The 26,218-nt window shown below is 62.9% G+C and carries 24 protein-coding genes; 8 read left to right on the top strand and 16 right to left on the bottom strand.

All coding sequences use genetic code 11. The features are described 5' to 3' along the window. Window positions 1–308: 308 nt before the first annotated feature. Both nhaD and FHR95_RS15785 read right to left on the bottom strand, forming a co-directional pair. Complete coding sequence (gene nhaD / locus FHR95_RS15780; RefSeq protein ID WP_183315110.1) at window positions 309–1,793, bottom strand: sodium:proton antiporter NhaD; 1,485 nt, start codon at window positions 1,791–1,793, stop codon at window positions 309–311. Between the two features lie 124 nt (window positions 1,794–1,917). Further along, on the bottom strand, window positions 1,918–5,391 hold the full coding sequence (locus tag FHR95_RS15785) for a hypothetical protein (protein WP_183315111.1): 3,474 nt from the start codon (window positions 5,389–5,391) through the stop codon (window positions 1,918–1,920). A gap of 141 nt (window positions 5,392–5,532) precedes the next feature. Between FHR95_RS15785 and FHR95_RS15790 the strand changes: the two genes are divergently transcribed. Then, window positions 5,533–6,246, top strand: coding sequence for a DUF3581 domain-containing protein (locus FHR95_RS15790; protein ID WP_040184222.1), 714 nt, complete (start codon window positions 5,533–5,535; stop codon window positions 6,244–6,246). Between the two features lie 36 nt (window positions 6,247–6,282). On the opposite strand, the gene FHR95_RS15795 is transcribed toward FHR95_RS15790, so the two are convergent. Then, entirely contained in the window at window positions 6,283–7,179 is an 897-nt protein-coding gene (locus tag FHR95_RS15795) for a universal stress protein (protein ID WP_183315112.1), read from the bottom strand. A gap of 175 nt (window positions 7,180–7,354) precedes the next feature. On the opposite strand from FHR95_RS15795, the gene FHR95_RS15800 reads away from it, so the two are divergent. From FHR95_RS15800 to FHR95_RS15810, 3 genes are all read left to right on the top strand, one after another. Next, window positions 7,355–8,326: a magnesium transporter CorA family protein gene (locus FHR95_RS15800; protein WP_183315113.1), complete on the top strand. Its 972-nt coding sequence runs from the start codon at window positions 7,355–7,357 to the stop codon at window positions 8,324–8,326. Window positions 8,327–8,450: 124 nt separating this feature from the next. Beyond that, complete coding sequence (locus FHR95_RS15805; RefSeq protein ID WP_183315114.1) at window positions 8,451–9,806, top strand: glutamate--cysteine ligase; 1,356 nt, start codon at window positions 8,451–8,453, stop codon at window positions 9,804–9,806. A gap of 159 nt (window positions 9,807–9,965) precedes the next feature. After that, window positions 9,966–11,198 (top strand): DUF3422 domain-containing protein, encoded by a 1,233-nt coding sequence (locus FHR95_RS15810; protein WP_183315115.1) that lies wholly within the window; start codon window positions 9,966–9,968, stop codon window positions 11,196–11,198. A gap of 3 nt (window positions 11,199–11,201) precedes the next feature. On the opposite strand, the gene FHR95_RS15815 is transcribed toward FHR95_RS15810, so the two are convergent. The 4 genes from FHR95_RS15815 to FHR95_RS15830 all read right to left on the bottom strand — a co-directional run bounded on the left by FHR95_RS15815 (window position 11,202) and on the right by FHR95_RS15830 (window position 14,095). Next, window positions 11,202–12,356, bottom strand: coding sequence for an MFS transporter (locus FHR95_RS15815; RefSeq protein WP_183315116.1), 1,155 nt, complete (start codon window positions 12,354–12,356; stop codon window positions 11,202–11,204). 136 nt (window positions 12,357–12,492) lie between these two features. Next, window positions 12,493–13,530, bottom strand: coding sequence for a GGDEF domain-containing protein (locus FHR95_RS15820; protein WP_183315117.1), 1,038 nt, complete (start codon window positions 13,528–13,530; stop codon window positions 12,493–12,495). 159 nt (window positions 13,531–13,689) lie between these two features. Beyond that, window positions 13,690–13,875, bottom strand: a complete 186-nt coding sequence (locus tag FHR95_RS15825) for a DUF1289 domain-containing protein (RefSeq protein WP_040184230.1) — start codon at window positions 13,873–13,875, stop codon at window positions 13,690–13,692. A gap of 4 nt (window positions 13,876–13,879) precedes the next feature. Beyond that, a complete protein-coding gene (locus tag FHR95_RS15830) occupies window positions 13,880–14,095 on the bottom strand; it encodes a putative quorum-sensing-regulated virulence factor (RefSeq protein WP_183315118.1) in 216 nt (71 codons plus the stop codon). Between the two features lie 36 nt (window positions 14,096–14,131). Here FHR95_RS15830 and FHR95_RS15835 point away from each other — a divergent pair, with 36 nt between their 5' ends. Continuing rightward, a complete protein-coding gene (locus FHR95_RS15835) occupies window positions 14,132–14,614 on the top strand; it encodes a metallophosphoesterase family protein (RefSeq protein ID WP_183315119.1) in 483 nt (160 codons plus the stop codon). 17 nt (window positions 14,615–14,631) lie between these two features. Continuing rightward, a complete protein-coding gene (locus tag FHR95_RS15840) occupies window positions 14,632–14,787 on the top strand; it encodes a hypothetical protein (protein WP_183315120.1) in 156 nt (51 codons plus the stop codon). Window positions 14,788–14,844: 57 nt separating this feature from the next. Here the strand turns inward: FHR95_RS15840 and FHR95_RS15845 are convergent, their stop codons facing one another. Beyond that, a complete protein-coding gene (locus tag FHR95_RS15845) occupies window positions 14,845–15,618 on the bottom strand; it encodes a DUF1499 domain-containing protein (protein WP_246378650.1) in 774 nt (257 codons plus the stop codon). 223 nt (window positions 15,619–15,841) lie between these two features. Next, complete coding sequence (locus FHR95_RS15850) at window positions 15,842–16,369, bottom strand: YgjV family protein (RefSeq protein ID WP_183315121.1); 528 nt, start codon at window positions 16,367–16,369, stop codon at window positions 15,842–15,844. Between the two features lie 280 nt (window positions 16,370–16,649). Here FHR95_RS15850 and FHR95_RS15855 point away from each other — a divergent pair, with 280 nt between their 5' ends. Further along, a complete protein-coding gene (locus FHR95_RS15855; RefSeq protein WP_183315122.1) occupies window positions 16,650–17,000 on the top strand; it encodes a hypothetical protein in 351 nt (116 codons plus the stop codon). A gap of 95 nt (window positions 17,001–17,095) precedes the next feature. Here FHR95_RS15855 and FHR95_RS15860 read toward each other — a convergent pair whose 3' ends face one another. The 5 genes from FHR95_RS15860 to FHR95_RS15880 form a co-directional block, all read right to left on the bottom strand. After that, a complete protein-coding gene (locus tag FHR95_RS15860; protein ID WP_183315123.1) occupies window positions 17,096–18,670 on the bottom strand; it encodes a BCCT family transporter in 1,575 nt (524 codons plus the stop codon). 78 nt (window positions 18,671–18,748) lie between these two features. After that, window positions 18,749–19,609 carry a bifunctional methylenetetrahydrofolate dehydrogenase/methenyltetrahydrofolate cyclohydrolase FolD gene (gene folD / locus FHR95_RS15865; RefSeq protein ID WP_221199365.1) on the bottom strand — a complete coding sequence of 287 codons (861 nt, stop codon included), beginning with the start codon at window positions 19,607–19,609 and terminating at the stop codon, window positions 18,749–18,751. Window positions 19,610–19,623: 14 nt separating this feature from the next. Further along, window positions 19,624–20,499, bottom strand: coding sequence for a formyltetrahydrofolate deformylase (gene purU / locus FHR95_RS15870; protein ID WP_183315125.1), 876 nt, complete (start codon window positions 20,497–20,499; stop codon window positions 19,624–19,626). Between the two features lie 137 nt (window positions 20,500–20,636). Next, window positions 20,637–21,113, bottom strand: a complete 477-nt coding sequence (locus tag FHR95_RS15875; protein ID WP_183315126.1) for a methylenetetrahydrofolate reductase C-terminal domain-containing protein — start codon at window positions 21,111–21,113, stop codon at window positions 20,637–20,639. Window positions 21,114–21,381: 268 nt separating this feature from the next. Beyond that, on the bottom strand, window positions 21,382–22,551 hold the full coding sequence (locus FHR95_RS15880) for a glycine cleavage T C-terminal barrel domain-containing protein (RefSeq protein ID WP_183315127.1): 1,170 nt from the start codon (window positions 22,549–22,551) through the stop codon (window positions 21,382–21,384). Between the two features lie 685 nt (window positions 22,552–23,236). On the opposite strand from FHR95_RS15880, the gene FHR95_RS15885 reads away from it, so the two are divergent. After that, window positions 23,237–24,532 (top strand): MFS transporter, encoded by a 1,296-nt coding sequence (locus FHR95_RS15885; protein WP_040184238.1) that lies wholly within the window; start codon window positions 23,237–23,239, stop codon window positions 24,530–24,532. 100 nt (window positions 24,533–24,632) lie between these two features. Here the strand turns inward: FHR95_RS15885 and FHR95_RS15890 are convergent, their stop codons facing one another. Beyond that, on the bottom strand, window positions 24,633–25,124 hold the full coding sequence (locus FHR95_RS15890) for an Lrp/AsnC family transcriptional regulator (protein ID WP_183315128.1): 492 nt from the start codon (window positions 25,122–25,124) through the stop codon (window positions 24,633–24,635). A 169-nt stretch (window positions 25,125–25,293) separates the two neighbouring features. Continuing rightward, on the bottom strand, window positions 25,294–26,218 hold a 925-nt coding region (locus tag FHR95_RS15895; RefSeq protein WP_183315129.1), incomplete at its 5' end, for an FAD-dependent oxidoreductase.

The following is a 26,218-nucleotide window of genomic DNA, read 5'->3' on the forward strand; positions in this document are numbered from 1 at the left end:
GTCGAGTGATAGCATCGGAGCTTGCGTTCCGGTTGTCTGTTAAACGCCAGGTTCATGCACCATGCAAGCACGGCCTGCACTTCACGAGTGTATGAGTCGATGACGCCTTCTCCCTGCAGCCCCTGAGGGCATTATCTTTTTTTGCTGATGCACACCACAGGTGCTCTGTGACAGGCATCAGGTGACCTGCGTGGCTTGGCGACACGGGTCATGCTTATACGCTACATCACTTTAAAGAAATTTACAGGTCGAGCAATCAACGCGAAACAGGATCCCGGCAGCGTCTTGCTGCCGGGGGAGAGGGTGGCTCAATTGAAGACGTGGAAGCTCTCGGCATTGAGCCACAGATGGGCCATTACGCTGGCGACGTAGCCCAGGGCGATCACCGGGGTCCAGCGCAGGTGACCCATGAAGGTATAGTTGCCACGGGCCTGGCCCATCAGGGCGACACCGGCCGCCGAGCCGATCGACAGCAAGCTGCCACCCACGCCGGCGGTCAGGGTGATCAGCAACCAGTGGCCATGGGACATGTCCGGTTCCATGGTCAGCACGGCGAACATTACCGGGATGTTGTCGACCACTGCCGAGATCACGCCCAGGGCAATATTGGCGCCGGTGGCGTTCCAGCCGGTGTAAAGGGCTTCTGACAGCATACCCAGGTAGCCCATGAAGCCGAGGCCACCCACGCACATCACCACGCCGTAGAAGAACAGCAGCGTGTCCCACTCGGCTCGTGCCACACGGTTGAAGACGTCAAAGGGCACGACGCTACCCAGGCTCTCGAGCTTCTTCCAGTCGCCACGCTGGCTGTAACGGGTGCGCTTGCGCTCCAGGGAGCGTGGCAGGGTGCGACGCAGGTAGTAGCCGAAGAACTGCAGGTAGCCAAGGCCCGTCATCATGCCCAGTACCGGCGGCAGATGCAGCAGGGTGTGGCAGGCCACGGCGGTGGCCACGGTGAGCAGGAAGAGGGCGATGATGCGTCGGGCGCCGCGCTTGAGCCAGACATCCTCCTCCATGCTGGCCGGCTTGCGATTCTTGATGAAGGCGCTCATCACCACGGCCGGGATGATGAAGTTGATCAGCGACGGGATCAGCAGTTCGAAGAACTCATAGAACTGGACGATGCCGGCCTGCCAGACCATCAGGGTGGTGATATCGCCGAAGGGGCTGAAGGCGCCGCCGGCATTGGCCGCCACCACGATATTGACGCAGCAGAGGTTGATGAAGCGCTTGTCGCCTTCGGCAACCTTGGTCACCACGGCACACATCAGCAGCGCCGTGGTCAGGTTGTCGGCGATTGGCGAGATCACGAACGCCAGCACGCCGGTGATCCAGAAAAGCGAGCGATAGCTGAAGCCCTTGCGGACCATCCAGGAGCGCAGCGCATCGAATACCCGTCGCTCGTCCAGGGCGTTGATGTAGGTCATCGCTACCAGCAGGAACAGCATCAGCTCGGTGAACTCGAGCAGGGTCACGCGGAAGGCGTGCTCCGACTCGGCGGGCATGCCCGCCTTGACGTAGACCCAGCCGATCAGCGCCCAGATGATGCCGGCTGCGACCAGCACCGGCTTCGACTTGCGCATGTGGATCTTCTCTTCGACCATGACCAAGGCATAGGCCAGCACGAAGACGGCGACGGCGAGCAGCCCCACGAAGGAGCCTGTGAGGTCGAGCTCGCCGGTAGCGGCAAGCACGGGGCCGCTGGCGAGCAGTGAGAGCATGGCGAGCACGAACATGCCCGGCCAACGGGCGGGTTGCCGTGGCCTGAGAGGTGTACGACAGGTTGTCAGCATGGCTGCGATCATCCTGAGGCAGGAGGTGGGGGAAGGGTTAGAAAACGGGCGCATATTATCACAGCGTGCTGCGATGCAGTATGCCACTTATTTATTACCCCCGATTCTTTGGTAGGAGGCGCGCTCAGTCCCGGTTCAAATCAGGCACGCCCAAGGTGTCGAGGGCTTCCTGCCACTGGTTCACCGTGACGTCCTCCAACGCATCGCTCTGCTCTTCGGACGAGGCGCGTTGACGCTCATACCATTGGCGCGGACGCAGCAGACGCACCTCAGGCTGGCCCTCTTCGAGCGACACGGCTGCGGCGAGGAGGCCCAGGCGCGCATAGAGCGAACCAGTTGGCGCCTCATCGCGAAAGGTCAGGTCGGCGCGCATCTTCAGGGGGCCGCCGGTCAGACGAGCGTCGCTCAGCTGCAGGCTGTTGGCGTCGATGTGCAGCCGGGCACTGCCATGGATATCTCTGACCGTCAGGCGCCGGCCCAGCCATTCCCATTCCCGGGCGCGCGACAGGAAGAGGCGAGCCAGCAGGCCGCTGTCGCGCATCGCCAGGTCCAGTCGGGCATCCATCTGCAGCGGGCGCTCCCAGGCCAGGTGCCCTTCCTTGATATCCAGGCGTGCCCACCAGCCGGCTTCACCGCGCGTCTGCTCATCCCGGCGCTGGATGTTGTCCAGCCTCAACTGGGACCCGGAGGCATCGAAGCGGCGACTGAGCAGGTCGCCATCGCGCAGGCGGATATCCAGCCGCAGGTCGCCATCCAGGTGCTGCTCTCCAAACCGGATGGCCGTATCGAAGGCCTGGAGGGTGAGATCGCCGCGAGCCTGGAGCCCCTCCAGTTGCAGGTCCACTTCCAGGCCGGCACGGCCGCCCAGCAGTGCCAGGCCCGCATCCTCGGGAAGATAGGCGTTGTAGCGAGAGAGGTCGTCCACCTCGGCGATGGGCAAGCGGATGTGGGTGGTGACGTTTTGCAGCGAATGGGCGTCGGTGTCGAGTTCGAGGTGCGCTGTTCGAGTCTCGAGGCTGAAGTGACGGCCCGTGACGTACGCCTGCTCCTCGCCGACCCGATTAAGGCTGAAACGGGGTAGCGTCAGGGTCAGGCGGGCGCCGGGAGTCTGCTGCTCGCCGTCGATCTCGGCTTCCAGGCGGCCCTGACCGTGGGCCATGAAGTCGAGGAAGCCCACTGCCACGTCATCCGTCTCGACCTGGAACTGGCTCCCCGGGCTCAGTTGATCATCTGCCAGGTAAAGGGCGGCCCGGAAAAGGCCGCTGCCGTCCAGGGTCAGGCCGTGAGCCGATGGCAGGAAACTGTCGAGGATGCCCAGGTTGGCGACCTGACCCTCCATCACCAGTGCACCATCTAGTGCCGCTGCTGGCCCTTGCTCACCCGGCATCGGCAGCGGTCCGAGCCGCGCCTCATGTGCCACGATCCGGGTTTGCAGGGGGCGTGCGGATGCCGTGGTCGTGGCCTGCATCGACAGTCGTGACCCGGAAAGGTCCAGTTGCCGGCTGGCCAGGTTGGCTTCCTGTACCTGAAGGTCCAGCGCCAGCTCGCCTTCCACGTCCCTGTCGAGCAGGCGGCCGGTGATGCGTTGTCCGGATATCTCGAGCTGGCCGCGGGCCACCCCGCCCACTACCTCCATTCTGCCCTGGGTGGCGGCCTGTCCCGAGTGCAGCGTCGCCGGTAAGGTGGCGGGCAAATAGGCCTGCAGCACCGCGACATCGGGCATGTTGGCACCTTGCCAGGAAACCGACAGGCGTGGGTTAGCCAGCGAGGCGCCAAGCTCGTGAGTGTCACTGTCGGCTGTCAGGGCCAGGCGCGCATCCTGCATCAGCAGCCCGCCGTCAGCGGTTCTTGCCACGCGCGTCTCCTCCAGATTGGCCTCCAGCCGGGCCGAGGATCCCTCCTGACCTTGCTGCCAACTGGCGATGACGCTCCCACGTCCCCACGCCTCAAGGCCTAACAGGCGAGCCTCCAGCGACTCCGTGGTCACGGCCAGGCGGCTGCCCGAGGCGATCTGTCCTTGCGCCAGTTGCAGGCTGGCTGACAGGTCGCCGCCGCCTTCCAGCGTCAGGCCGCCTTCGACGACGTCGATCAGGAAGTCATCCAGCACATCGAGCCGGGCCACCCGCCCGCGCATGACCACCCGGCCATCCAGCGGTGGGTGGCCCTTCGCCCCGAACAGCTCTGCCAGGGGAGCCCTCGAGGTCAGGTCGGCCTTCTCCAGGGTGATCTCGGTGGTCAGCGGCAAGGCGTCCTCCGTGGCACGTGCGGTGACCTCGAGGCGAGTGCCCGTCAGGTCAATCCTTGGCTGCTGTGGGTCCAGCGCGGGCAATGCCAGGTCCAGTGTCATGCTGCCTTCCAGCGGTCTGCCCGCCAGCGTTATTGCCACCCTGTCGCCGGCAAGGTGGAAGTTGCCCTCGACAAGCCCATCCCGATACGCCAGATAGCCTTCCAGCCGCGCGCTGCCGCGTTGCAGGGTCAGCGGGCCATCACTGGGTAGGTAAGCCGACAGGGCGCCCACATCGGGCAGGCGTGCCGCTTTCCACTCGAACCGGGCGGCGGCCAGCCGCCACGACGGGTCAGCGAGGTCGGCACCGGGCAGCCGTGCAGAAAGCCGGAAGCGCTGGCTGTTCATGAACGGGTCGGCGCTTCCCGCACGCTGCATCGTCATCTCATCGAGGGAGACCACCAGTTCCATGGTCGGCCCCTCGTCGGCTTCCATGACGCGGCCCGTAACGTGGCCGCGGCCTCTGAGTCGATGACGGTCGGGCGTGCTCGAGGCCGGCTCTCGCGGTGGACTGGCGTCAGTGGCGGATGGCTCGGAAGGCGACAGCAGCCGCTGCTCGTCCAGTTCCACCAGCAGTGAGGAAGAGTCCAGCTGAAGTTCGCTACCGGGCGCGAGCACGCCGCGCTCGAGCGACAGTTCGCCGCTCAGCCGGCCTTGGCCGGCCAGGCCGAGCCAATCCAGCTGGCGGAGATAGGGCGAAAACACGTCCCAGGCGCCGGCCGTGGCGTCCAGGGAGAGCTGTCCCGACACGAATCGCGCCGCTGCCAGGCCCTGATGCTGTGATAACCGGAACGGTGCCACCTGCAGGTCGGTTACCACGCGGATGTCGTTGGCGAGTACGGCACTGCCGCGACGAATGCTGGCCTGCTCGAGCCCCAGCTCAAGACGCTGGATCGACACCAGGCCTTCTTGCAGCCTCAGGTCGGACAGGCTGATCTCGCCATCGCCCTCCAGGCGATGGCCGTCGAAACTGACGTGGCGCAGCCCCTGTGACGAGAAACGCGAGACTTCCAGGTCGCGCCCGAGCAGCGCCATCAGCGAGATCCACAGGTGAGCTCGCGCCACCGCCAGCCGAACGGGCGGCTTGTCGTAAGCCACATCCAGGGTGTCGAGGACGAGATGCCCGGGGAAGGCGCTCCATCCCCACGCCCAACTCACCGACACGTCGCTGTTCTCGGTCAGCCACGTCTGGGTGTATCGGGCATTGATCAGCGCGTTGGCCACGATCAGGTAGAGGGCCAGGAGCAGCACGGGCGTGACCATCAGCCCGATCAGGCGTCGGCGTCCGGCGGTGTCGGCATCCTGATATCGCATGGGGCTTCCTCGACCCGGGGTGTCCCCGGTCATGTTACACGCTCGCGTTGGCCTGCGTTGTCGGGGCGTTTTGTGGCATCATCGCCCTTCCCGGCAACTGCCGGCAGGGCCCAGACCGCCAACGACGCAGGCATACAGTGCATGTTTCTTGATGATTTCTATACGCTTACGGACGGGCGTATCCGTATTTCCGCTCACCAGGCGAGCCAGTTCGCCAAGCGCATTGCCGGCGATTACAACCCCATCCACAATCCGGATGCGCGCCGTTTCTGTGTGCCCGGTGACCTGCTCTTTGCCCTGGTGCTGGAACGTTTCGGTCTCTCCCAGCAGATGTCGTTTCGTTTCCTGAGCATGGTCGGGGATGGTACGCCGCTTTGTTTCAGCGAACAGCCGGATGGTCGGATTCGCGTCTGCGACGAGAGCGGCAAGTGCTACCTGGACGTCGAGCGCAGCGGCGAGACGACGCGCGACGAAGCGGTGGTGGAGGCCTTCACCCGCAGCTATGTGGCCTTCTCGGGCAAGAACTTTCCCCACTACCTCAAGCCGCTGATGGAGGAGAAGGGAGTGATGTTCAACCCGCGTCGTCCGTTGGTCATCTACGACAGCATGGGCTTTTGCCTGGAGCGCCTGGAGGTACCCGCGCCGGGCCTGGAGTTTGTCGACTCCTCGCTCGAGGTGGCCGGAAAGCGCGGCGATGTGCTGCTCGAGTTCCGCATTCTGGCAGACGATGAGCCAGTCGGCACGGGGTCCAAGAAGCTGGTGGTCAGTGGGCTCTGTGACTACGACCCCGAGGCCATGGACGAGGTGGTCGCCGAGTTCTACCGCCTAAAGGCGGCTTACGACGCCGAGGCCTGAAGCGCTTCCATCGACCCTGGCCCGCGTGCTTCAGGTTCAGGACACGACGGTGACCGGACAGGGTGCCAGGTCGATGACGCGGTGGCTGACACTGCCCAGCAGCGAAGATTGCCACTTGCCCAGGCCGCGGCGGCCCATGACGATCACCGGCATGGCGCCGGCGTGATACTTGGCGCGAGCGACGATGGCCTCGGGAACGCGCTTGCCTCGACTCACGACCTCTTCGGTGCCTCGCGGCACTTCGCCGAGGGCCTTTCTGGCCTGCTCGAATGCCTTGTAGGCCATGCTGTCCTCTTCGTTCGCGGCATCCGTCGGCCGGCTCTCCGGATGACAGAACACCAGTTCCACCGACACGTCGGCACACCGCGCCAGCTCACCTGCCAGGGCGGTCGCCTTGAGGCAATGTGAGGAGCCATCTACCGGCACCAGTACCTGTCCCAGACTGGCGGCGTCGGAGAGTCCGGCTTCGGCATGCACGATGGTTACCGGGCAGCGGGCGCGGTGAACGACTTCGTTGCTGACGCTGCCTTGCATGAACTTGCCGACATCGCTCAGTTGGCGAGCCCCCAGCACCAGCAGGCTTCCGGCATGCCGGTCCGCATGCTCGAGGATGGCGCGGTCGGGATGGCGGATGAAGGAGCTCCTCTCGATGAGCTCTTCGCTGGGTGCCCGTTTCAGCTCTGGGTCCAGCGCCTGGCGTGCCTGGGCAAAGGCCTCGGCAGCCTGGTGCTGGCGTTGCGCTCTGTCATGGTCGGCCTCCGCCTGGCGATTGGCGGGGATATCACTGAGCTCGGCCGGGTGAAGCGGCATCACGTGCAGCAGCTGCAGCGGTATATCCAATAGCCTGGCCAGCAGGCTGGCGTGTCGGGCCGCCGCCTGCGCCGACGGTGACCCGTCGACGGGCACGATCACCTGCGAGATCTGCTCACTCATCGAGACGTCCTCCCCGTGTAATGAACCGCTGACCTTCAGGCACTGTAATCGACGCTCGCTATCCAGCGGTAGACCCCTGGTGTCAATGTGGTATCCCCTTGAGCCTGATCTCGCTGGGCAAGGGTGTCGCCGGTGCCGTAAGGTGCGGGCACTGTCTCGAGAGGATGCTGATTCGATGATGCGTACGCTGCTGCTGGAGGCCGATGGCCGAGTAACGAGGGGCGGTGAGGAACTGGTCGCGCGCTGGCGCGACGACGTCGGGAGCCGTATCTGGATCGACCTGCAGGGAGAAGACCAGGTGCGCGAGCGAGAGCTGCTTCAGGCCTTTGGCTGCCATCCTCTGGCCATTGACGATGCTCAGCGCGAGCGCCACCCACCCAAGATCGAGGAGTTCGACGATCACACCCTGATCCTCTATCGCGGCATCTCCTCCTTCGATGCCGAGCTCAACTTTGTCCCCCAGCAGGTCGCCTTTCTCCTCGGCCAGCGTTTCCTGATCAGCCTGCATCCCGGCACAGCGCTGAGCATCGACCGCTTGCTGGCCCATCATGAGGGAGAGACGCTCCTGCGCCTCTCCCCCGAGCACGTGGCGCTCAAGGTCATGTACATCTCCGCCGGCTACTACCTGGACAGCCTGCTCGAGTTCGAGAATGCGCTCAGCGACCTGGAGGACGCGCTGCTCGAGGATGGTAGCGATACCCTGATGCGTCGGGTCATTGCCTACCGCTCGCGACTGGTCAAGATGCGCCGGGTGTTCCGCTATCATGTCGGCATTACCCAGGAGCTCACGGCCTTTGATTATCAACACCTGCCGCGTGACAACGAGGACACCCTGCACGCCATCAACGACGTCCATGAGCGCTTCGAGCGCCTGCACAGCCTGACCCAGATGTACTACGACATCTGCGGCGACCTGATCGATGGCTACATCTCGCTCTCCTCGCACCAGCTCAACATCACCATGCGGGTGCTCACGGTGATTACCGCCATCTTCGTGCCGCTGACCTTCATTGCCGGCATCTACGGCATGAACTTCGCGAACATGCCCGAGCTCGCCTATCGCTGGGGGTACTTCGTCGTGCTCGGGCTGATGCTCGCCATCGGCCTGGGCCTGCTGTGGCTGTTTCGGCGCAGGAAGTGGCTGTGAGATTCACTCCACCGATTGCCTGACTTGCCGGCACAGCACGGCCCCACCCGGGACGCAGGCACGAGCGCCTGCTAGGCTGACGTCTGATACCCATGCCAGCCACGCCGCCATGCCCAGGGATGCGATGATCGACGCTCAGCGCCTTTACGACGACCTGGTCGGACACTGCAAGCCGCCGGAGCAGTGCCTGATCGGGGTCGAGCATGAAGCCTTCCTGTTTTCGCGGCACGACCATCGACGCCTGCCCTATGCCGGGCCCGCCGGCATTGAAGGCGTGTTGACGGCGCTGGAGCGCTTCGGCTGGCAACCCCAACATGAGCAAGGCCGCCTGGTCGGCCTCAGCGGCGATGCCGCCTCTATCACCCTGGAGCCCGCCGGTCAGCTGGAGTTGTCGGGAACCCCCTGGCCCGACCTTCACGGCGTTGCCGCGGAGATGATCGAGCATCGTCGCCAGCTGGCCGAACTCGCTGACGACCTGGGCTTGGGCGTTCTGGCACTGGGTTTTGCCCCGGCATGGGCGCGCGAGGCGGCCGACTGGGTGCCCAAGAGCCGCTACCGCATCATGCGCGACTACATGCCTCGAGTCGGCGTTCATGGCCTCGACATGATGGCGCGCAGCTGTTCGCTACAGCTCAATTTCGACTACTGCAGCGAGGCGGACATGCGCGAAAAGTACCGTCTGGCCATGGCATTGCAGCCCCTGGTGATGGTGGCGCTGGCCAACGCCCCTTTCGCCGATGGCGAGGACAGCACTCTCACCTCCTATCGCCACTACGTCTGGCTGCACACCGACTCTGCCCGCTGCGGCGTGCTGCCGGAGGTGCTGCGTGACGACTTCGGCTTCGCTGACTACGTGCAGCGTGCAATGGACGTGCCGATGTACTCTGTCGCCAGGGACGGTGCGCACCTCGACCTGGCCGGCCGCAGCTTTCGCGACATGATGCGCGGGGAACTGCATGAACTGCCCGGCGAGACGCCCACGCAGCAGGACTGGGCGGACCACCTCAACACCCTGATGCACGACGTGCGCCTCAAGGGGCACCTGGAACTGCGCGGCAATGATTCCCTGCCGCTGGAACTGAGCCTGTCCCTGGCAGCGTTCTGGACCGGGCTGCTGTATGACGAGCGCGCGCGTCGGCAGGCGCTGGCGCTGGTGGAGGGCTGCGACGCCGCCCATCTCAACCTGCTGCGCCACCGCCTTCCCGGGCTGGGCCTTGCCGACAGCCATCGTATCTCGGTCAGCGGGGTATACCGGGCAGCTTCGCTGCTCGAGGCGCTGGAAGCGGCGTTCGACCTGGCCCACCAGGGACTCGAGCGTCGCGCTCGCCGCGATGCCTCGGGCAAGAACGAGACGGCCTACCTCGAGCCCCTGCGCCGCATCATCGGCAGGCGGTTTAGCCCGGCGGAGCGTTGGCGCGGCCAACTTCAGCGAGAATGGCGAGGCCATCTCGGCGCGCTCTATCGTCATGCCGGTTTCTAGGCGAAAGACCGGAAGCGTAGTGCCCGACGTCACCAATGCGGCGCGCTAGTGTCGACATTCGCATGGTAATGCCGCATCAGCGTTGATGTGCTCTTCTGGCGGGCTTCGCCACTGGACCTTAGTCTAGATGGCCGACTTGATCCCACTCACGGACTGACCATGCATCCCCAACGCGCGCGACTGCACAACGAGCTTCACGCCCGCCCTTCGATCTACTTCGAGGAGCCGGCGCACCTTCACCACTACGCCTTCCTCGACGATGACGACATCGCCGCGGATATCCTTGGCCGGGTTGCCGAAGTGGTCGGCAAAACCCCCGATGTCGAGGCGGCCCAGGAGATTCTCGAGCTCGGTGACCAGACCCTCAAGTGGGAGCGACACACCGAGTTCTTTACCCTGACCCTGCTGGTGCCCAAGCCAGCCCGGGGCGAGCTCTGGCCATCGCCCCCGCCGCTGCTGGCGGAGGTCGCCGCCGAACACAGCCGGTCGCTGATCAATGCCAGCCTGATTCTGGTGGAGGCCGAGACTGCCTGGGACGGCGATGCCGAGGCCTACGGTTTTCGCGACCCCGCCGGTTCCAGCCTCGGTGACGGCGACGCCACCGTCTGGAGTGACTTTCGGCTTACCGCGGCAGGCGTCAACCGCCTGCTGCTGGTCAACCACGGCCTCAACGCCTTTCGCCTGGGGCGCATGACCCGGCGACTGCTGGAGATCGAGACCTACCGCATGATGGCCTCGCTGGCGCTGCCGGTAGCCAAGCAGATGAGTCTCGAGCTACGCGACCACGAGCTCGAGCTCGGCGAGCTCTCGGATCGCAATACCGAAGACGAGGAAGCGAGCTCTCGGCCGTTGCTGGCGGCCATTTCCGCGCTCTCGGCGCGGCTCGAACGCTCGGGTGCCCGCTCGCGTCAGCGCTTCAGCGCCACCGAGGCTTACGCGCGGATCGTCTTCAATCGTATTGATGAGCTTCGCGAGGCGCGCCTCGGCGACCGCCCACGGCTGGGGACCTTTATCCTGCGCCGCTTCCGGCCGACGGTGCATTACTGCGCCGCGATCAACCAGCGCCAGACCAGCCTGGCGGAGAGCGTGGCGCGGCTCAACGACCTGCTGCGGACCCGTGCCCAGGTGGAGATCGAGGAGCAGAACTCCGAGATCCTGCATAGCCTCAACGAGCGCACCAGCAGCCAGCTGAAGATCCAGAAGGCCGTCGAGGGGCTGTCGATCATCGTCATCAGCTACTACCTCTTCAGCCTGGTCAAGCTCGCCCTGGAGAGTCTCGGGGCGCTTGGCATGCCCATCGAGCCGCGCATCGCCGCCATGGTATTCGGCCCCCTGACGCTGCTGGTCATCGGGCTGCTGGCCTGGCGGATCCAGCGCGTCAAGAATCACTGACTCTCAGCGCCCGGTATGTCTGACCCGGGCCCGCAGCGTGAACAGTGACAGCGCCAGCAGGCCCATCAGCGCCATGAGCAGCAGCGGGAAGCTGCGCGTTCCGGCCTGCTCGAGTAGCGGGCCGGTCAGCGTCGGCACCGCCATGGCGCCGCTGCCGGCGGCCAGGAAGATCATCCCCGTGGTGCGCCCGTTCATGGCCATCAGCTGGTTGCTCAGCCCGAACAGGGTAGGAAAGATCGCCGAGGCGGCCAGACCGAAGAGCAGCGAGACGACCGCCAGCGGCATTGTGTCCCACTGCAGTGCCAGGCTGCTGGCCAATCCCAGGGTCAGGCAGCCGCGCAGCACCCACCAGGGCGAAAAGCGGCGCAACAGCGGGATCGCCAGCAGGCGTCCCACCGAGAGTGCCAGCCAGAAGAGGGTGGCCAGCACCGCGGCGTCCTCGCCCGGCATGCCGCGCAGGGTGGCGTAGGCGGTCACCCATCCGGCGAAGGTAATCTCGGTACCCACGTAGAGGCCGAACATGAACAGGAACAGCCCCAGCCGCCAGTTGTCGGGCAAGGGCATGGTGGCGGTGTCATCGCTACTGGCCGGCAGCCGTGGGCTCTCCAGCTGGGCCAGTGGCCACAGCAGCAACAGCGCGTAGAGGGCCACCGCCCAGAAGGCCCAGGCGACGTGGTCGGTCAGCGCCAGCACCAACACCAGCACCAGCGGCACCAGGGTGTTGCCCAACCCGAAGCAGAAGTGCAGGGCGCTGATCCAGGGCGGCGAGTCCTTGCCGTGGGCCCACAGCAGCAGGGTATTGGTGCCGGCATTGGCCGAGACCTCGGCCAGGCCCAGCAGGAAGATGACCCCGGTGAGCATCGCCAGCCCCTGACTGATCGGCACCACCGCGAGCCCCGCCGCCATCAGCAGCAGCATGGCGACCAGCACCCGGTGACCCGAGAAGCGGTCCACCAGCCGTCCCACGAGCAGCGAGCCGAGCATGTTGCCCAGCGCGCGGGCGGTAAACAGCACCGAGATCTGGCCCATCGTCGAATCCGTCATTGCGGCCAGGTGGGGCAGCGCCGGGCCAAGCAGGCCGCCGCTCATGCCGACGGCCAGCATGACCAGGAAGTAGCGGTAAGTGACCCGACGGGCGTGGGGCGTCGTGGCCGGCATGTCCTCTCCTTGGCAGGCGGCAAAGGGCGCGATTGTGCCATCTTTATCGGCTCAGCGACGCCTTGCTTCCTGTGCCCCCGGCACGGACCGGTCTTGCCCCAGGCTGCCGTCAGCCGGCTTCCTGCTGAGCGCTAGGTCAGGCCACGTTCTGGTCCGTCACGCGGTTGCCACCCGCGTTCTTGCTGCGGTACATGGCGCTGTCGGCGTGGTCGACAAGTCCCTCGAAGGATTCGCCATGTTCGGGAAAGGCGGCCACGCCGATGCTGATCGACTGCTGTTGGTGCCACCTGGTATCGAGAAGACGCTGCATCATCTTCTTGCCCCCGGCGGCATCGGTCTCGGGCAGCAGCATCACGAATTCGTCACCGCCGTAGCGGGCCAGGATGTCGCTGCTGCGCTTGCACGCCTGAAGCCGCTTCGCCAGGTCCAGGATAGCCCGGTCACCGGCGCAGTGACCCTGGCTGTCGTTGATGACCTTGAGGCCATCCATGTCGACGACGACGACACAGTAGGGGTGCTGCGAACGTCTGGCCATTTCGTGGATGGGCCCGGCCAGGTCGTCGAACGCACGGCGGTTGAACAGGCCGGTCAACACATCCCGGCTGGCCATCTTCAGCAGGGTGCGATTGGAGAGATGGATGGTATGCACCAGTGCCGCGGTAAGGTAGCCGACGATCAACAGGGCGATGATGCTGGTGCCGACGGGTGCCAGGTTGGCGGTGGTCAGGATCTCGGTGCCCTGCAGGTGGAGGAGCAGCAACTGGCAGGCCGCGATCGCTGCCACCTCGAGCATCGTGACCAGCACGCCCAGGGTCAGGGCGCTGGTGACGACGGCCAGCAGGTAGAGACTCGCCAGCGGGCCGGTAACGCCCTCGGTGCCGTAGAGGAACCAGGTGATGAAGCCGATCATGGCCCAGGTGTGCAAGGCCAGCAGCCAGCGCTGCCGCTCGCCGAAGAAGCGTAGCCGGCTGGCCAGCAGGCTGAAGCCGAAATAGCCGAAGGTCGCGGTCAGCACGCCCAGGCCTCCCTCGGCGGGCAGGCCCATGACCACCAGGTAGAGGATGACGATCGTGACCAGCAGCCACTCGATCTGATAGAGGCCGGCAGAGAATCCCCGAATCTGGACGCCCTCAGGATCCCATTCCAGCGGTGGCAGGGGGTCTTGTTCGGACATGGCGTCGTCTCGCGGGTCTAGGGCATCCGTGCGACACGCTATCGCATGTTTCCTCGCACTTCACCTCACGGCGTCACCGGGCTTTCCACGCAATGACGTCGCAAGACGGCGGCCAGCCTGAGGATGGCTGGCCTGGGTGCTGTGGCAACGCGCGACCGGCTACGTCGCGTCGCTGTTTGCCTGGTAGGACAGCCGCTGCCAGACCGCCTCGCGCTCGGTCTCGCTCATTCGGCTCCAGCCAGCGATCTCGTTCACGGTTCGGCCGCAGCCCTCGCAGAGGGTGCCGCACGCTGTCAGGCGGCAGACCTGAATGCAGGGAGAGGGGGGACGTGGGCTCTGTGGCATGGTCTCAGGCCTCCTTGCGCAGCGGGTCGAGCAATTCGCTCAGACCGTTGTGGTCGATCTCGTGCATCAGGTTCAGCAGCCTGCCGATCTGGCCTTCGGGAAAGCCCTCGCGGGCGAACCAGTTGAGGTAGGGGCCGGGCAGGTCGGCGATCAGACAGCCCGCATGCTTGCCGAAGGGCATGCGCAGGGTGATCAGTTTCTCAAGGTCTTCGGGATTCACTATGCTGGCTCCATGATGGACGGAGGCGAATTTACCATGGCAAGCGTGACGCTCGAAGGGCCCATCGGGGTAATCGCCGATACCCACGGGTTACTTCGTCCCGAGGCGCTGGCGATGCTCGAGGGCTGCGGACTGATCCTGCATCTCGGCGATGTCGGCAGCAAGGAGGAGGACCGCGCCCTGCTCGAGCGTCTCGCCGAACTGGCGCCCCTGCAGGCCGTACGCGGCAATATCGACACCGCGTCCTGGGCCGAGCGGCTTCCCCACACCAGGGATCTCCGGGTCAACGGCTGGCGGTTGCACCTGGTGCACGACATCGCCGACCTCGACGCGACCCTCGCCTGCGACGTCGTGCTCCACGGCCACTCCCACAAGCCGCGCAACGAATGGCAGGGCGGGCGGCTGCTGTTCAACCCGGGGGCTGCCGGCAAGCGTCGCTTTCGGCTGCCGATTACCCTGGGCAAGCTGTGGGCAGATGCGCGTGGCCTGCGCGGCGCGATCCTGCACCTGCCGCTGTAACTCGGGCCACCGAGCGCGTGGCCACCTGGCTTGCCGAGACCGGCGGTGAGAACCGGGCCACGCGAGCCAATGTCGTTCACGCCCTGCTGCACCTGCTCAAGGCCCGGGAGCTGCGCGATCGCGAGTTCGTGCTGCTCGATGGCGAAAGGGAGATCGGCGAGGCCCAGCGCTGACCCTCCGCCGGGCAGCGAGACGGCCGTTTCGCTGCCGGGGCCGCTATGACGCCACGCCTATGACGTGCCGATGCGCTGCGCGAGATTGGCCAGGAAGGTGCGGATGCGCGCGGCGTTGGTGCCGATATCGCTGCTGCCCAGCCGCGAGGCGGAGCGCATATCGATCCGCCTGCCGTCCGGTGTCTCGCTCAGGCGGATCACCACGTCGTCCTTGAAACCGAACCAGGTAGTGGTCGCCGTGGCTTCGATGCGGGTGTCATTCATCCTGGCGATCTCCCAGCCGGCGTCGCGCATGGCGGCCTCGACAGCGGCTCGGATCTCGGCCAGGGGCGCGTCCACCACCAGCGGCTGGATCTCCGGATAGGCCTCGCGCTGCTGCCGGGCGGTCGCCTCGCCGGGGTAGGCCACGGCGTTGGGTGCGGCCTCGCGGGCATCGGCCAGGGCCTCGAAGGCGGGTGGGTCCTGCAGGTCGGTGGAGATGTCGTGTATGGGCGGCACCGATCTGGCCTGCTGAAGCTGCATCCAGGGCACCGCCACCAGCACCAGGCCGGCCAGGATCACCAGCAAACCGAGCAGTGCCGGCAGCGCGCGGCGGGTGATGGCGGCGATGATCAGCCCCACCAGGCCCAGCCCGGCGGCGGCGAGGGCAGTGAAGGCGCCATAGCGCAGCATGCTGAAGGCATCCCCCAGCGACAGCAGGCTGTTGCGATAGGCAGGCCCCGCAGCCGCCATGGAGAGGGCCGCCAGAAGGGCCAGGATGCCCCCGGCCAGTGCCACCTTGAAGGCCAGGCCCAGGCTTCGATGTTGTGCTGTCATACGTTCTTCCGTCATGCCGGCTCCTCGTCTCGCTCCGCCAGGGGTGGACACCACGTTCTCTGACGGACGCATGGCGTCTTCCGACCCGCTTGCCTAGCTCAGTCATCACTAGTTCAGCCAGCATGCCACGCCCGGTTGGCACCAGCGAGCGTCCGCCTGGCTCGCCTGCGCTGTCGGTTCAGGCCGCGGTTAGTGGGCAGCCGATCCCCTGGGGGCTTCGAGGCGTAGGACGCTCGTCTCAGCCGTGAATGTAGCGCAGGTGAGCATCGCGGTGCAGGCGCAGCATGGTGATCACATTGGTCAGGAAGATCAGGCTCTCGGCGATGGTCCCGCCGATCGAGCCGGCCAGCAGGTTGCTGATGACCCAGCATAGCGCGGCGACAGCCAGGGCGGCGCGCATGGCGATGCCGCGCAGCATGAACATGCCCCAGGTGCCCAGCAGGCCCGCCGCCAGGGCGGGGATATCGCGTGGGCCGCTCCACGTCAGCGCTGCCACCACCAGTGTGGCGGCCAGCATCGCCAGCATCAGCACGCGGTGGCGCGGGTAGCGGCGCACCAGGGCGATGCGCAGCACGATCAGTGCCGAGATCCCGGCCGCCACCCAGCTTTCGAACAGCGCGAACTGCGCGGCGAAGGCCACGTTGGCGAACAGCAGCAGCACGAACAGTCGATCGTCGCGCTTGCTGGCAAAGGCCACCAGGCAGAGGGCCAGCGCCACCAGGCTGACGCCCTGACCCAGCAGCCATCTCAGGCCGATCTCTTCCATGCCGTATCCGCTGCCGAGGTGAATGACGGCGCCATGCTAGCACGCATGCCCGGTTAACATAGGCGTCGTTCCCCATCAGAGCCGAGCGTCCTCGAGGAGTCCGTGCCGCCATCTGCCCGCCTCTCGATCCATCGGGCGAAGGCTGCCTCATCGATGTCATTCTCCTCATTCTGTACGCGGACGCTGGACTTGCTCGAGCGTATGCCATGGCGGAGACTCGCCTCAGCGCCTTCCAACGGCGCACCAGCGTATTACCGCCAACCCATGGAGGGCTGATTGCATGGCGAGCCAAGCCGACGCCGACCTGGCGCCTTGCCTGCGCGAGTTGCTGAGAGGCCTGCCCGACGAGCGGCTGCCGATCACCTACCAGCAGGCTGCCGAAGCGCTGGGCCTTGTGCCACCGCGTACCATCCAGCGTGTCGCCCTGGGCCTGGAGGCGTTGATGCGCGAGGACGTCGCCGCTGGCCGGCCGATGATCGCCGCCCTGGTGGTCAGCCGACGTGGCGACCTGCCCCGGCCGGGCTTCTTCGAGTTGGCCGTGGCACTCGGTCGGTTTCCCGCCGACCCAGCGGGCCACACGGCGGCCTATCGGCAGGAGCTCCGGCAAGTGCTGGCGGAGCGAGCGGAATAGGGCAAAGGGCGCGAGGGAAACTCAAGTGGCGCTTTGGTGGAGGCACGGCAGACGCCCCCTGATGGGGGCGTCGTCGGCCGTGAGAACGCCGTGTTTCAGATCGCGCTTGCAAGCACCAGGTCGCGATGTTCCTGGCGCAGGCTCTTGACCAGGCCCACGCACATCACCAACAGGACCAGGGAGAAGGGCAGGCCGGTGGCCACGGCGCCGGCCTGCAGGGCGCCGAGGGCCTTGTCGCCGCCACCGTAGAGCAGGACGCCAGCGATCACCCCCTCGAGGGTGGCCCAGAATACCCGCTGGGTACGTGGCGCATCGACCTTGCCGCCGGCGGTGATGCTGTCGATCACCAGCGAGCCGGAATCCGAGGAGGTAATGAAGAACACCAGCACCAGGACGATGGCCATGGTTGAGGTCAGGGTGGTCAGCGGTAGCTGCTCGAGCATCTGGAACATCGCCAGCGAGACGTCGCTGATGCCATTCGCCAGTTCGCCGACGCCGGCCGCCGACTGAGCCAAAGCGTTGCCGCCGAAGGCGCTCATCCAGACAATCGTGACCAGGGTCGGTACCAGCAGTACGGCGGTCAGGAACTCGCGGACCGTGCGACCGCGCGAGACTCGAGCGATGAACATGCCGACAAAGGGCGACCAGGAGATCCACCAGGCCCAGTAGAACACCGTCCAGCCATGGAACCAGGTGGTGTCATCGCGGCCGATCCAGTTGGACAGCGGCACGATATGGGTCAGGTAGGCCAGGGTGGTGTCCCACAGGCCGTTGAGGAACAGCAGGGTGGAGCCGGTCAGCACCACGAACAGCAACAGCAGCAGGGCGATCACCATGTTGATGTTGGAGAACAGCTTCACGCCCCCGTCGATGCCGCGCCACACCGAGAACAGCGCCACTGCGGTGACGGCGATAATGATGGCGATCTGAGTGCCGAGGGTGTTGGGCACGTCGAACAGGTAGTTGAGGCCGCCGGCGGCCTGGGAGGCACCGAAGCCCAACGAGGTAGCCAGGCCGAAGATGGTTGCCAGCACCGCCGTGATGTCGATCAGGTGGCCGCTCCAGCCACGCACCCGGTTACCCAGCAGTGGTGTGAAGGCCGAGCGCAGGCTCAGCGGTAGTCCACGATTGTAGGCGAAGAAGGCCAGGGAGAGGCCCACCACCCCATAGATGGCCCAAGGATGCAGCCCCCAGTGGAACATGGTGGCGCCCATGGCGGCACGAGCGCCTTGCGGGGTGCCGGCGGCGGCATTCAGCGGCGTGCCATACCATTCGGTGTAGTAGGCTACCGGTTCGGCCACGCTCCAGAACATCAGGCCGATGCCCATCCCGGCGGCAAACAACATGCTGAACCACGAGACCAGCGAATGATCTGGCCGAGCGTCCTGGCCGCCCAGCCGGATGCGTCCCAGGGGCAGCACGATCAGCACCAGGCATAGCCCCACGAAGATGTTGCCGACGATCATGAACAGCCAATCGAAGTGCTCGATGGACCAGCCTCGGGCGGCCGTCAACTGGGTGTTGGCAGCGTCGGGATAGACCAGGGCATAAAGAACGAAGGCGATGATCGCCAGCGCCGAGATGGGAAAGACGGGGTTGTGGAAGTCCAGGCCCAGTACCTGGGTATTGTCATGGCCCGGGGCCATGGTGGGATCGTCGTTGATGTTCATGTGAGGTTCTCTGTTGTTATTGTCGCGTCGCTTGGGGCGATGCCGGGCATTCCTGGCGCGTGTGGTGAAAACTAAAGATCAGGCCAACTGACGCCTTGCGGCGCGTGTCGTATTCAAGAGCAGGCATGCGATCGTCATCGGCCCCACGCCACCGGGTACCGGCGTAATGGCGCCAGCGACGCGGGCAACCGATTCGAAATCCACGTCACCCACGAGCTTTCTCTTGCCATCGAGATCAATGGCGTTGATACCGACATCAATGACGGTTGCACCAGGCTTGATCCAGTCAGCATTGATGAATTCCGCCCGGCCAACCGCCGCGACCACAATATCGGCATTGCGGCACAGTGATTCGATGTTCTTCGTTCGTGAATGGGCAATGGTGACAGTACAGTTGGCCTGCAGGAGCAGTGCAGCCATCGGTTTTCCGACAATATTGGAGCGTCCCACCACCACGACGTTCTTACCGCTAAGGTCCGGATGGACCTGGTGCAGCATGATCATGCAGCCTTGTGGCGTGCATGGCACTAACGATGGCTGCCCAGAAGCAAGTGCCCCGACGTTTAGTGGATGAAAGCCATCAACATCTTTAGCCGGATGGATGGAAGCTATCACCATATCCTCATTGAAATGTGACGGAAGTGGCAGTTGCACAAGAATGCCATGCACCTTGGGATCACTGTTTAGATGATCAATTAGCTCACTCAGGGTGGCCTGAGAGGTTTCGGCATCAAGACGGTGCTCAATAGAACCCATCCCCGCCTCTGTTGCCCTTTTCACCTTGTTCCTCACGTATACCTGGCTAGCGGGATCCTCTCCTACCAGCACCACAGCCAGCGTCGGCACGATGTCATGCTCGCCCTTGAGTAGCTCGACTTCGGAGGCGACTTCTTGCAAGACCTGGTCCGACAGCTGTTTTCCGTCAATTAAATGAGCCATCACGCCCTCTGCTTCTATTTGAAGATAACGGTTTTGTTGCCCGAAAGAAAAACACGGTTTTCCGTATGCAGTTTAACAGCGCTTGCTAGTGCTTTTGTTTCGGTGTCGCGGCCAAGGGCAACAAGTTCTTCCGGATAGTAGGCATGGTTAACGGGTAGAACGGACTGTTCGATGATCGGGCCCTCATCCAGATCAGCGGTCACGTAATGCGCAGTAGCACCAATCAGCTTGACGCCACGCTCAAATGCCTGGTGATAGGGCTTGGCACCCTTGAAGCCAGGCAGAAAGGAGTGATGGATATTGATGGCTCGTCCGTGTAACTGCTTACATAGGTTGTCAGACAAGACTTGCATGTAACGCGCCAGTACGACCAGCTCGGTTCCGGTCTCATTGATGATATTGAGTAGCTCGGCCTCCTTTTCCATTTTGGTTTCCGGTGTCACGGGAATGTGAACAAAGCGAAAGCCTTCGCGCTCAATCAGCGGTTGAAGATCCAGGTGATTGGATACTACCGCAGTGATATCGATGTTCAATTCGCCCTTGTGATAACGGTAAAGAAGATCGACCAGGCAATGGTCAAACTTGGACACCATGATCATGACCTTGGTCGGATGGCTGACCTCATGCATTTCCCACTTTATGTCATGCTTGTCTGCCAGGACATTGAACCCAGTGCGGATGTCCTCGAACGTGTGGCTGGAGTCAGGGGTGATGTTGAATAAGGTACGCAAGAAGAACTGGCCGCTGATCTTGTCGTCGAATTGGGAGAGTTCTGCGATATAGCCGCCACGCTCTGTAACATAGGATGCGATGCCGGCAACGATTCCAGGCGCAGTTTTGCAGTTGACAGTGAGGACATATTGGTTGGAGTAGTCCGTGATTTTTCTCATGGCAGAAACCTTTATATTGATGTTTGTTGGTTGGTTTGCTGGTAGCAGGTTGATGTAATTGATGTTTTATTGAGGTGTTGGTCTAGGTTGTTTGGCCAGTTGTGCGCTTTTGCGGTACTGGCCCGTATCATTAATGCTCACTTTGAAACGCTTTTACTGTCCTGCGTTGAATCCGATGTGTTACGTGCTACACGCAGCCAGGAGGAGCTGCCCTTCTGGCTGTGATCAACGGGCAGCTGCACCACATGGATCTTGTCGCTGCCTTTCATTTTCTGACTTCCATCCCAGGCTTCGACCCAGACACATCGCATCTCTGGTTTGACCTCACAGTTGCCGTTGGCGCGTACTCCACCACAAGGGCCATTGCGCAAGGATTTAGGGCAGTTCATGGGACATGACATTCCGGTAGAGCTGAGGATGCACTGACCACACATCTTGCAGTCGAAAAGCAATTCCTTGCTGAACTTTTCCACCATGCTTACTGGCTTTTCTGCGCGCTGGTAGCCTACCGAATTCCAAAGCGGCTGCAACTTGACGATTACCGGTTCGAAAATTCGGTATACGTGTTCAAGGAGTCTTGCGTGCCGCACGGTCCAAAGGCGAATGGAATACATATGTCTCTCCTTTCACGGCAACGTCACTGTGGAGCCCATCATGGATCTCTGGATCCGTGAGACACCTTCCCGATCCCTTGAAGCCGGAAACGTCTTGCCTTTTCGAGTCAATCACTTCTCTGGCAAGAGGTTGATGTTATAAACTTCCATGGCTCTCACGGATTCAGACACTTTTCACGTCGACTGTTATAATCGGGTCACTGCGACCTTGAGTGGAGGCGCTCGAGTGGCGCTCTCATCCCCAGATACTCGCCTGACGAACTGATATTCAAGCGGATATGGCGATTTGCTTTTTGGGGTCGAAGAAGGGTTTTTCCACCACAACAGCCTTCACGGGTCCAGCTGCTGTTGGGATTTCCAGTTCAGTCCCAATCGTGGCATGTTCAGTAGCCACCATGGCCAGCGCAATATTTTGTTCGAGACGCGGAGAATAGACCGCAGACGTCACCTTTCCGACGCTCTCGCCATCCTTGCTAAGGGGCCAGTACCTGGTGTTGGGTCTTTTGAGGGGCGCCATGTCAATACGCAGCCCGACCTGCTTGCGACTCACGCCATTTTTGCGGATGCGCTGCAACGCGGCCTTGCCGATAAATTCCGCTTCCATATCCGGATTCACTAGGCGGTCCATCCCAAGTTCGTAAGGGTTGGTATCGATGTCCGCGTCAGCGTGGTAGGAAAGCATCCCACCTTCGATGCGACGAATCGTAGAGGTATGACCGGGCTTCAACCCAAAGGGCGCGCCTGCCGCCATGATCTTTTCCCAGAGCTCGTCCCCTTGGGTCCCGTCACGCAGATAAAGCTCATAGCCCAATTCGCTCGACCAGCCGGTACGCGAAACGATCAGTGGGATGCCATCAAGATCGATCTCGCGCAACCAGTAGTAGCGCAGGTCCATGATGCTCTCGCCAAAGAGCTTCTTCATCACCTCGCCCGAGTTCGGGCCTTGCAATTGCAAAGGCGAAACATCGGGCTCGCGGATGCTGACCTCTAGCCCTGAATTAACCGCAACACCTTGGGCCCACAACAGGATGTCGCTGTCAGCCAGCGAGATCCAAAAGTGATTTTCTGCCAGCCTCAGCAGGATGGGGTCGTTAAGAATGCCACCTTCCGCATTGGTGATGAGTATATATTTGCATTGCCCAACTGCCATTTCTGACAAATCGCGCGGGGTCAGGCTCTGCATGAACTTCGCCGCATCCGGGCCTGTGATTTCTACCTGCCGTTCGCCGGCAACATCACAAAGGATAGCCTCATTAACAAGATTCCAGAAATTTTGTTCCGGATCACCGAAGTCGCGCGGAATATAGGTATGGTTGTATACTGAAAACCCTTTTGCCCCCCAGCGTACTGTTGCGTCAAAGTACGGAGACTTACGGATCTGTGTTCCAAATCCAAAGTCATCTTCTTTCTCTATGTTGATTGAAGTGATATTTGTCATTGTAATTTCCTTTCATGATGTGAGGTTGAAGAGGCTGCTCGAACTGGCTGATTCGGCACGACTCACTATAGGCCCACCTGACGCTGTGAAGCGGTCTAAAAATCAGTGTGAAGTAAAGCGGAACAGACCAGTTTTTTACGGAGGGCAGACCGTTTGGTCCGGTTCGCTACCCTCGTCGCTGCGTGCCGAGTGTCTCTCTTGAGCGGAGCCAGGAGCCGTCATCCTCGTGGGCAGGCGGCATGGCAAGAACGGCACCCGGATGCCGCATGGGCCGACAAGCGGCCAAGGGGCTCAAGGGTCTGCACTCCGTCATCGGTTGGCAGGCCTTCTGCCTGGTGAGCTTGTGCGCTGCTGCGAATCCCCGCCCCCCTGGATGATCGGGCGTTGGTTGATACCAACGTCAGAGCAGGAGGGAATCTGATACCGTTGGCGATGGGGCAACTGCCGGTATCCCATGCGCTGTTTCGTCTTCGTCGCGGAGCCGAAGAGGGTCAGCGCGGCGGCTCCTGCCTTTACCTGCTGCTTCGAGGTGGGGCAGTTATTCTATGAATCCAGGATGTGAGGGATGCATGGTGAGCAAGAAATATCGTGATAGGCGGCATCAACAGGTGAGCTGCGTGCGGCAGGGAGGGCCTCTGGCCCCGGCACGAGCCGGAATCTTCCATACGTGTCTGGTGGATACGCCATGAAGCCTCTATCGAGCACAGGGTTTGCGATCTTTGGAGCAGCGCTGGTCGCGATCAGTTACGGCCTTGCGCGCTTCGCCTTCGGCCTCTTCGTGCCTCCTATCCGGGATGAACTGGGGCTCACGCCTTATGTGATCGGCATCATCGGCGCGCTGCCACTCATCAGCTTCCTGCTGGCCACGGCGGTCGCGCCGTTCACCACCGATCATCTCGGGGCCCGCAACACGGCGGTGCTTTCGGGTGTGTTCGGCGTTGGCGGCCTGGCGCTGATCAGCCAGGCCGCCGACGCGTTAATGCTGGGCGTGGGGGTGTTCGCATGCGGCATCTGCACCGGCCTGATGATGCCGGCGCTCACGGCCGCCATGCAGGCGCTGGTGAAACGCTCGATGCACGGGCGCGTCAGCTCGGTCATGAACGCGGGGACCAGCATCGGCGTGATCGTGGCCGTGCCAACGGTGCTGTTCCTGGCCGGCGCCTGGCGTTTCGCGTACCTCTCCTTCGCTGTCCTGGCAGGTATCGGCGTCATTGCCGCCTGGCTCTTCCTGCCCTCGGTATCACGGATCACGCCGGGGAACGCCGCGCCGCCGCCACCGATCAGTGAACTGCCCTGGTCGCGCCTTGTCAGGCTCTCGCTGTTTGCCTACTTGATGGGCTTCATCTCCTCCGCGTACTGGATCTTCGCCCCCGACCTGGTGGTCACTCTTGGCGGCTTGCCACCCGGCGCTACCGGCTGGCTATGGCTCTCGGTGGGCATCGCAGGCCTTGGCGGGGCCGTGGTGGCCGACCTGGCCGATCGCAACAACCCTCCCATCACGCAGGCCCTGATGCTGATGATGCTGGCCGCAAGCTTGGCACTGCTTGCCGCCAGCCCCGGTCAGTCATGGCTGGCGGCCTTCTCTGCGCTGGTCTTTGGCCTGGCTTACATGAGTCTGACGGGGCTCTATCTCATGACCGGCATCCGCCTGTTGCCGGGCCGACTGTCGATGGGGCCCGTGCTGCCGTTCATGGCGGTATCGTTGGGGCAGGCGTCCGGTTCGCCTGTCGTCGGTGGGCTGGTGGGCACATTCGGCTATGCCGATGCCTTTGCCATCTTCGCCGCGCTCGGCATCCTGATGGCGATCTTGTCGCCTTTCTACCCGGGCCACATCGTCCAGGCCGAGGAGGACGAGGAGGACGCCGGCCTCCAGGCGGCGTACGATCACCAGCTCCAGAACGAGCAGGGCGAGCCACTAGAGCCCGTTGTGGATGAAGGTGAAAATGCGGATGACGCTGAAAAGCCCGCCGTTAACCCATAACGGGGCCCTGGGGGGTGTTCGTGCACCTGCGTCATCCCCCAGGTGTTCATGGGCCGGCGTCCGCTGCCGACCTCCTGCGCTTATTGCTTGAATTCAGGGTTCAATGTTCCGAGTTGTCCATCAAGCAGGATAGTTTGGGCTGAGTCGATTTTATGTCTCTGGTAGCGATGTACGTCATGTAGCGCTCGACCCCCAACTCCGCGGAAAGAAGATTATCCATTACGTTTTGAAAAGCCGAAAGACTCGGCGCGACGACCTTCAGGACGTAATCCATGCCGCCGCCCGTCGCGATGCACTCAACGATCTCGTCTACTTTTCCTATATAAGCCTCAAAGCGGTCGAAAGCCGATTTTTGATGCCCCTTTAGCGAAATGGTCACAATGACTTTCGAGACATTGACAATTTTGTCCAGCGAGATGTCCGCGTGATACCCACGTATTAGGCCAGCTTCCTTCAAGCGGTTAAAGCGCACCCAGCATGGCGTTGGAGAAAGGCTGACTAACTCGGAAAGTTTGATCTTGCTTAGTTGCCCATGCTGCTGCACTGCGCAAAGAATGCGCATGTCTGCGGCATCAACCGTAATTTTCTTCATGTATTTTCAGCCTCTATTGTCATTCCCGAAGGAAGGGCCGTCGTCGCTTCATTGTTGGCATTGGCCTGAGTGCACAGTTTAGATCATTGCGGTGACATTGGCCTCATTACGGTAGACACATGGACTGTTCGAGTTGCTGAATATTCCGCGACATGGTGAATGAGCCGGGTCAATGGCTCATGTGTTCGGCAGCGTAACGCCTGCACTTGTCCCGAGCGTTGATCAACACATCCCGTAACAGCTCTTCAGCGCTGGGATGGTAGACCGGCATCGACAGGACCTGCTCTGCCGTCATGCCATGTGTAATGGCCAGGGCAAGCAGGTGCGCCAGGTGTTCAGCCTTGTGCCCAAGCAACTCGGCTCCCAAGATGACGCCAGTTTTCGCATCCAGGTAGACTTGAATGCGCCCTTGGACCTTATTCCAGACCACATGGCGAGGACTGGTAAACGGCAGGTCGCCAATGACGATGTCCTGACCTTCCAGTTGCCGGAAGCTCTGACCGATGGTGGCGATCTGGGGGTCGGTAAAGGCCACCATCAACGGCGGTCTACGCTGTGCAGGCACCGGATTCGGGTAGTTCAAGGCGTTATCGGCGGCGATACGCCCCTCATCGAAGGCCTCGTGCCACAACGGCAGGTGGTCGGTCACATCGCCGGCGATGAATATGGGAAGGTCGGAGCAGCGCATCGTCTGCGGATCGAACGTCACCGCGCCCGTTTCGGTAACGTTCACGCCTGTGTGCTCCAGCCCCAAGCGGTCTACGTTGGGGGTCCTGCCCATGGCCACCAGTACCCTGTCGAACACCTTGGTGACCCGCTGTCCATTCGGTTGCTCGTACTCGATCCAGGCGCCGTCCGCATCCTCCCTGGTGCTCACCACCTGGCCGACGGGGTAGATATCCATTTCGTTGCCGAAGAGCTCGAGCGCTTGCTCCTGCATGTCCGGATGGGTGAGGGCATTGATCCTTCCGGAGCGGCCGTAAATTGTCGTTTCGACGCCTAGGTTCTGTCTGAAAAGTTGGCACGCAAGCAGCGATCTATGCAGGCCAGGCATACCATCGCTTTGAAGCTGCTGGCCAACTTGTCGTAGCGGG

Source organism: Halomonas fontilapidosi, from assembly GCF_014192285.1.
Lineage (GTDB): Bacteria > Pseudomonadota > Gammaproteobacteria > Pseudomonadales > Halomonadaceae > Halomonas > Halomonas fontilapidosi.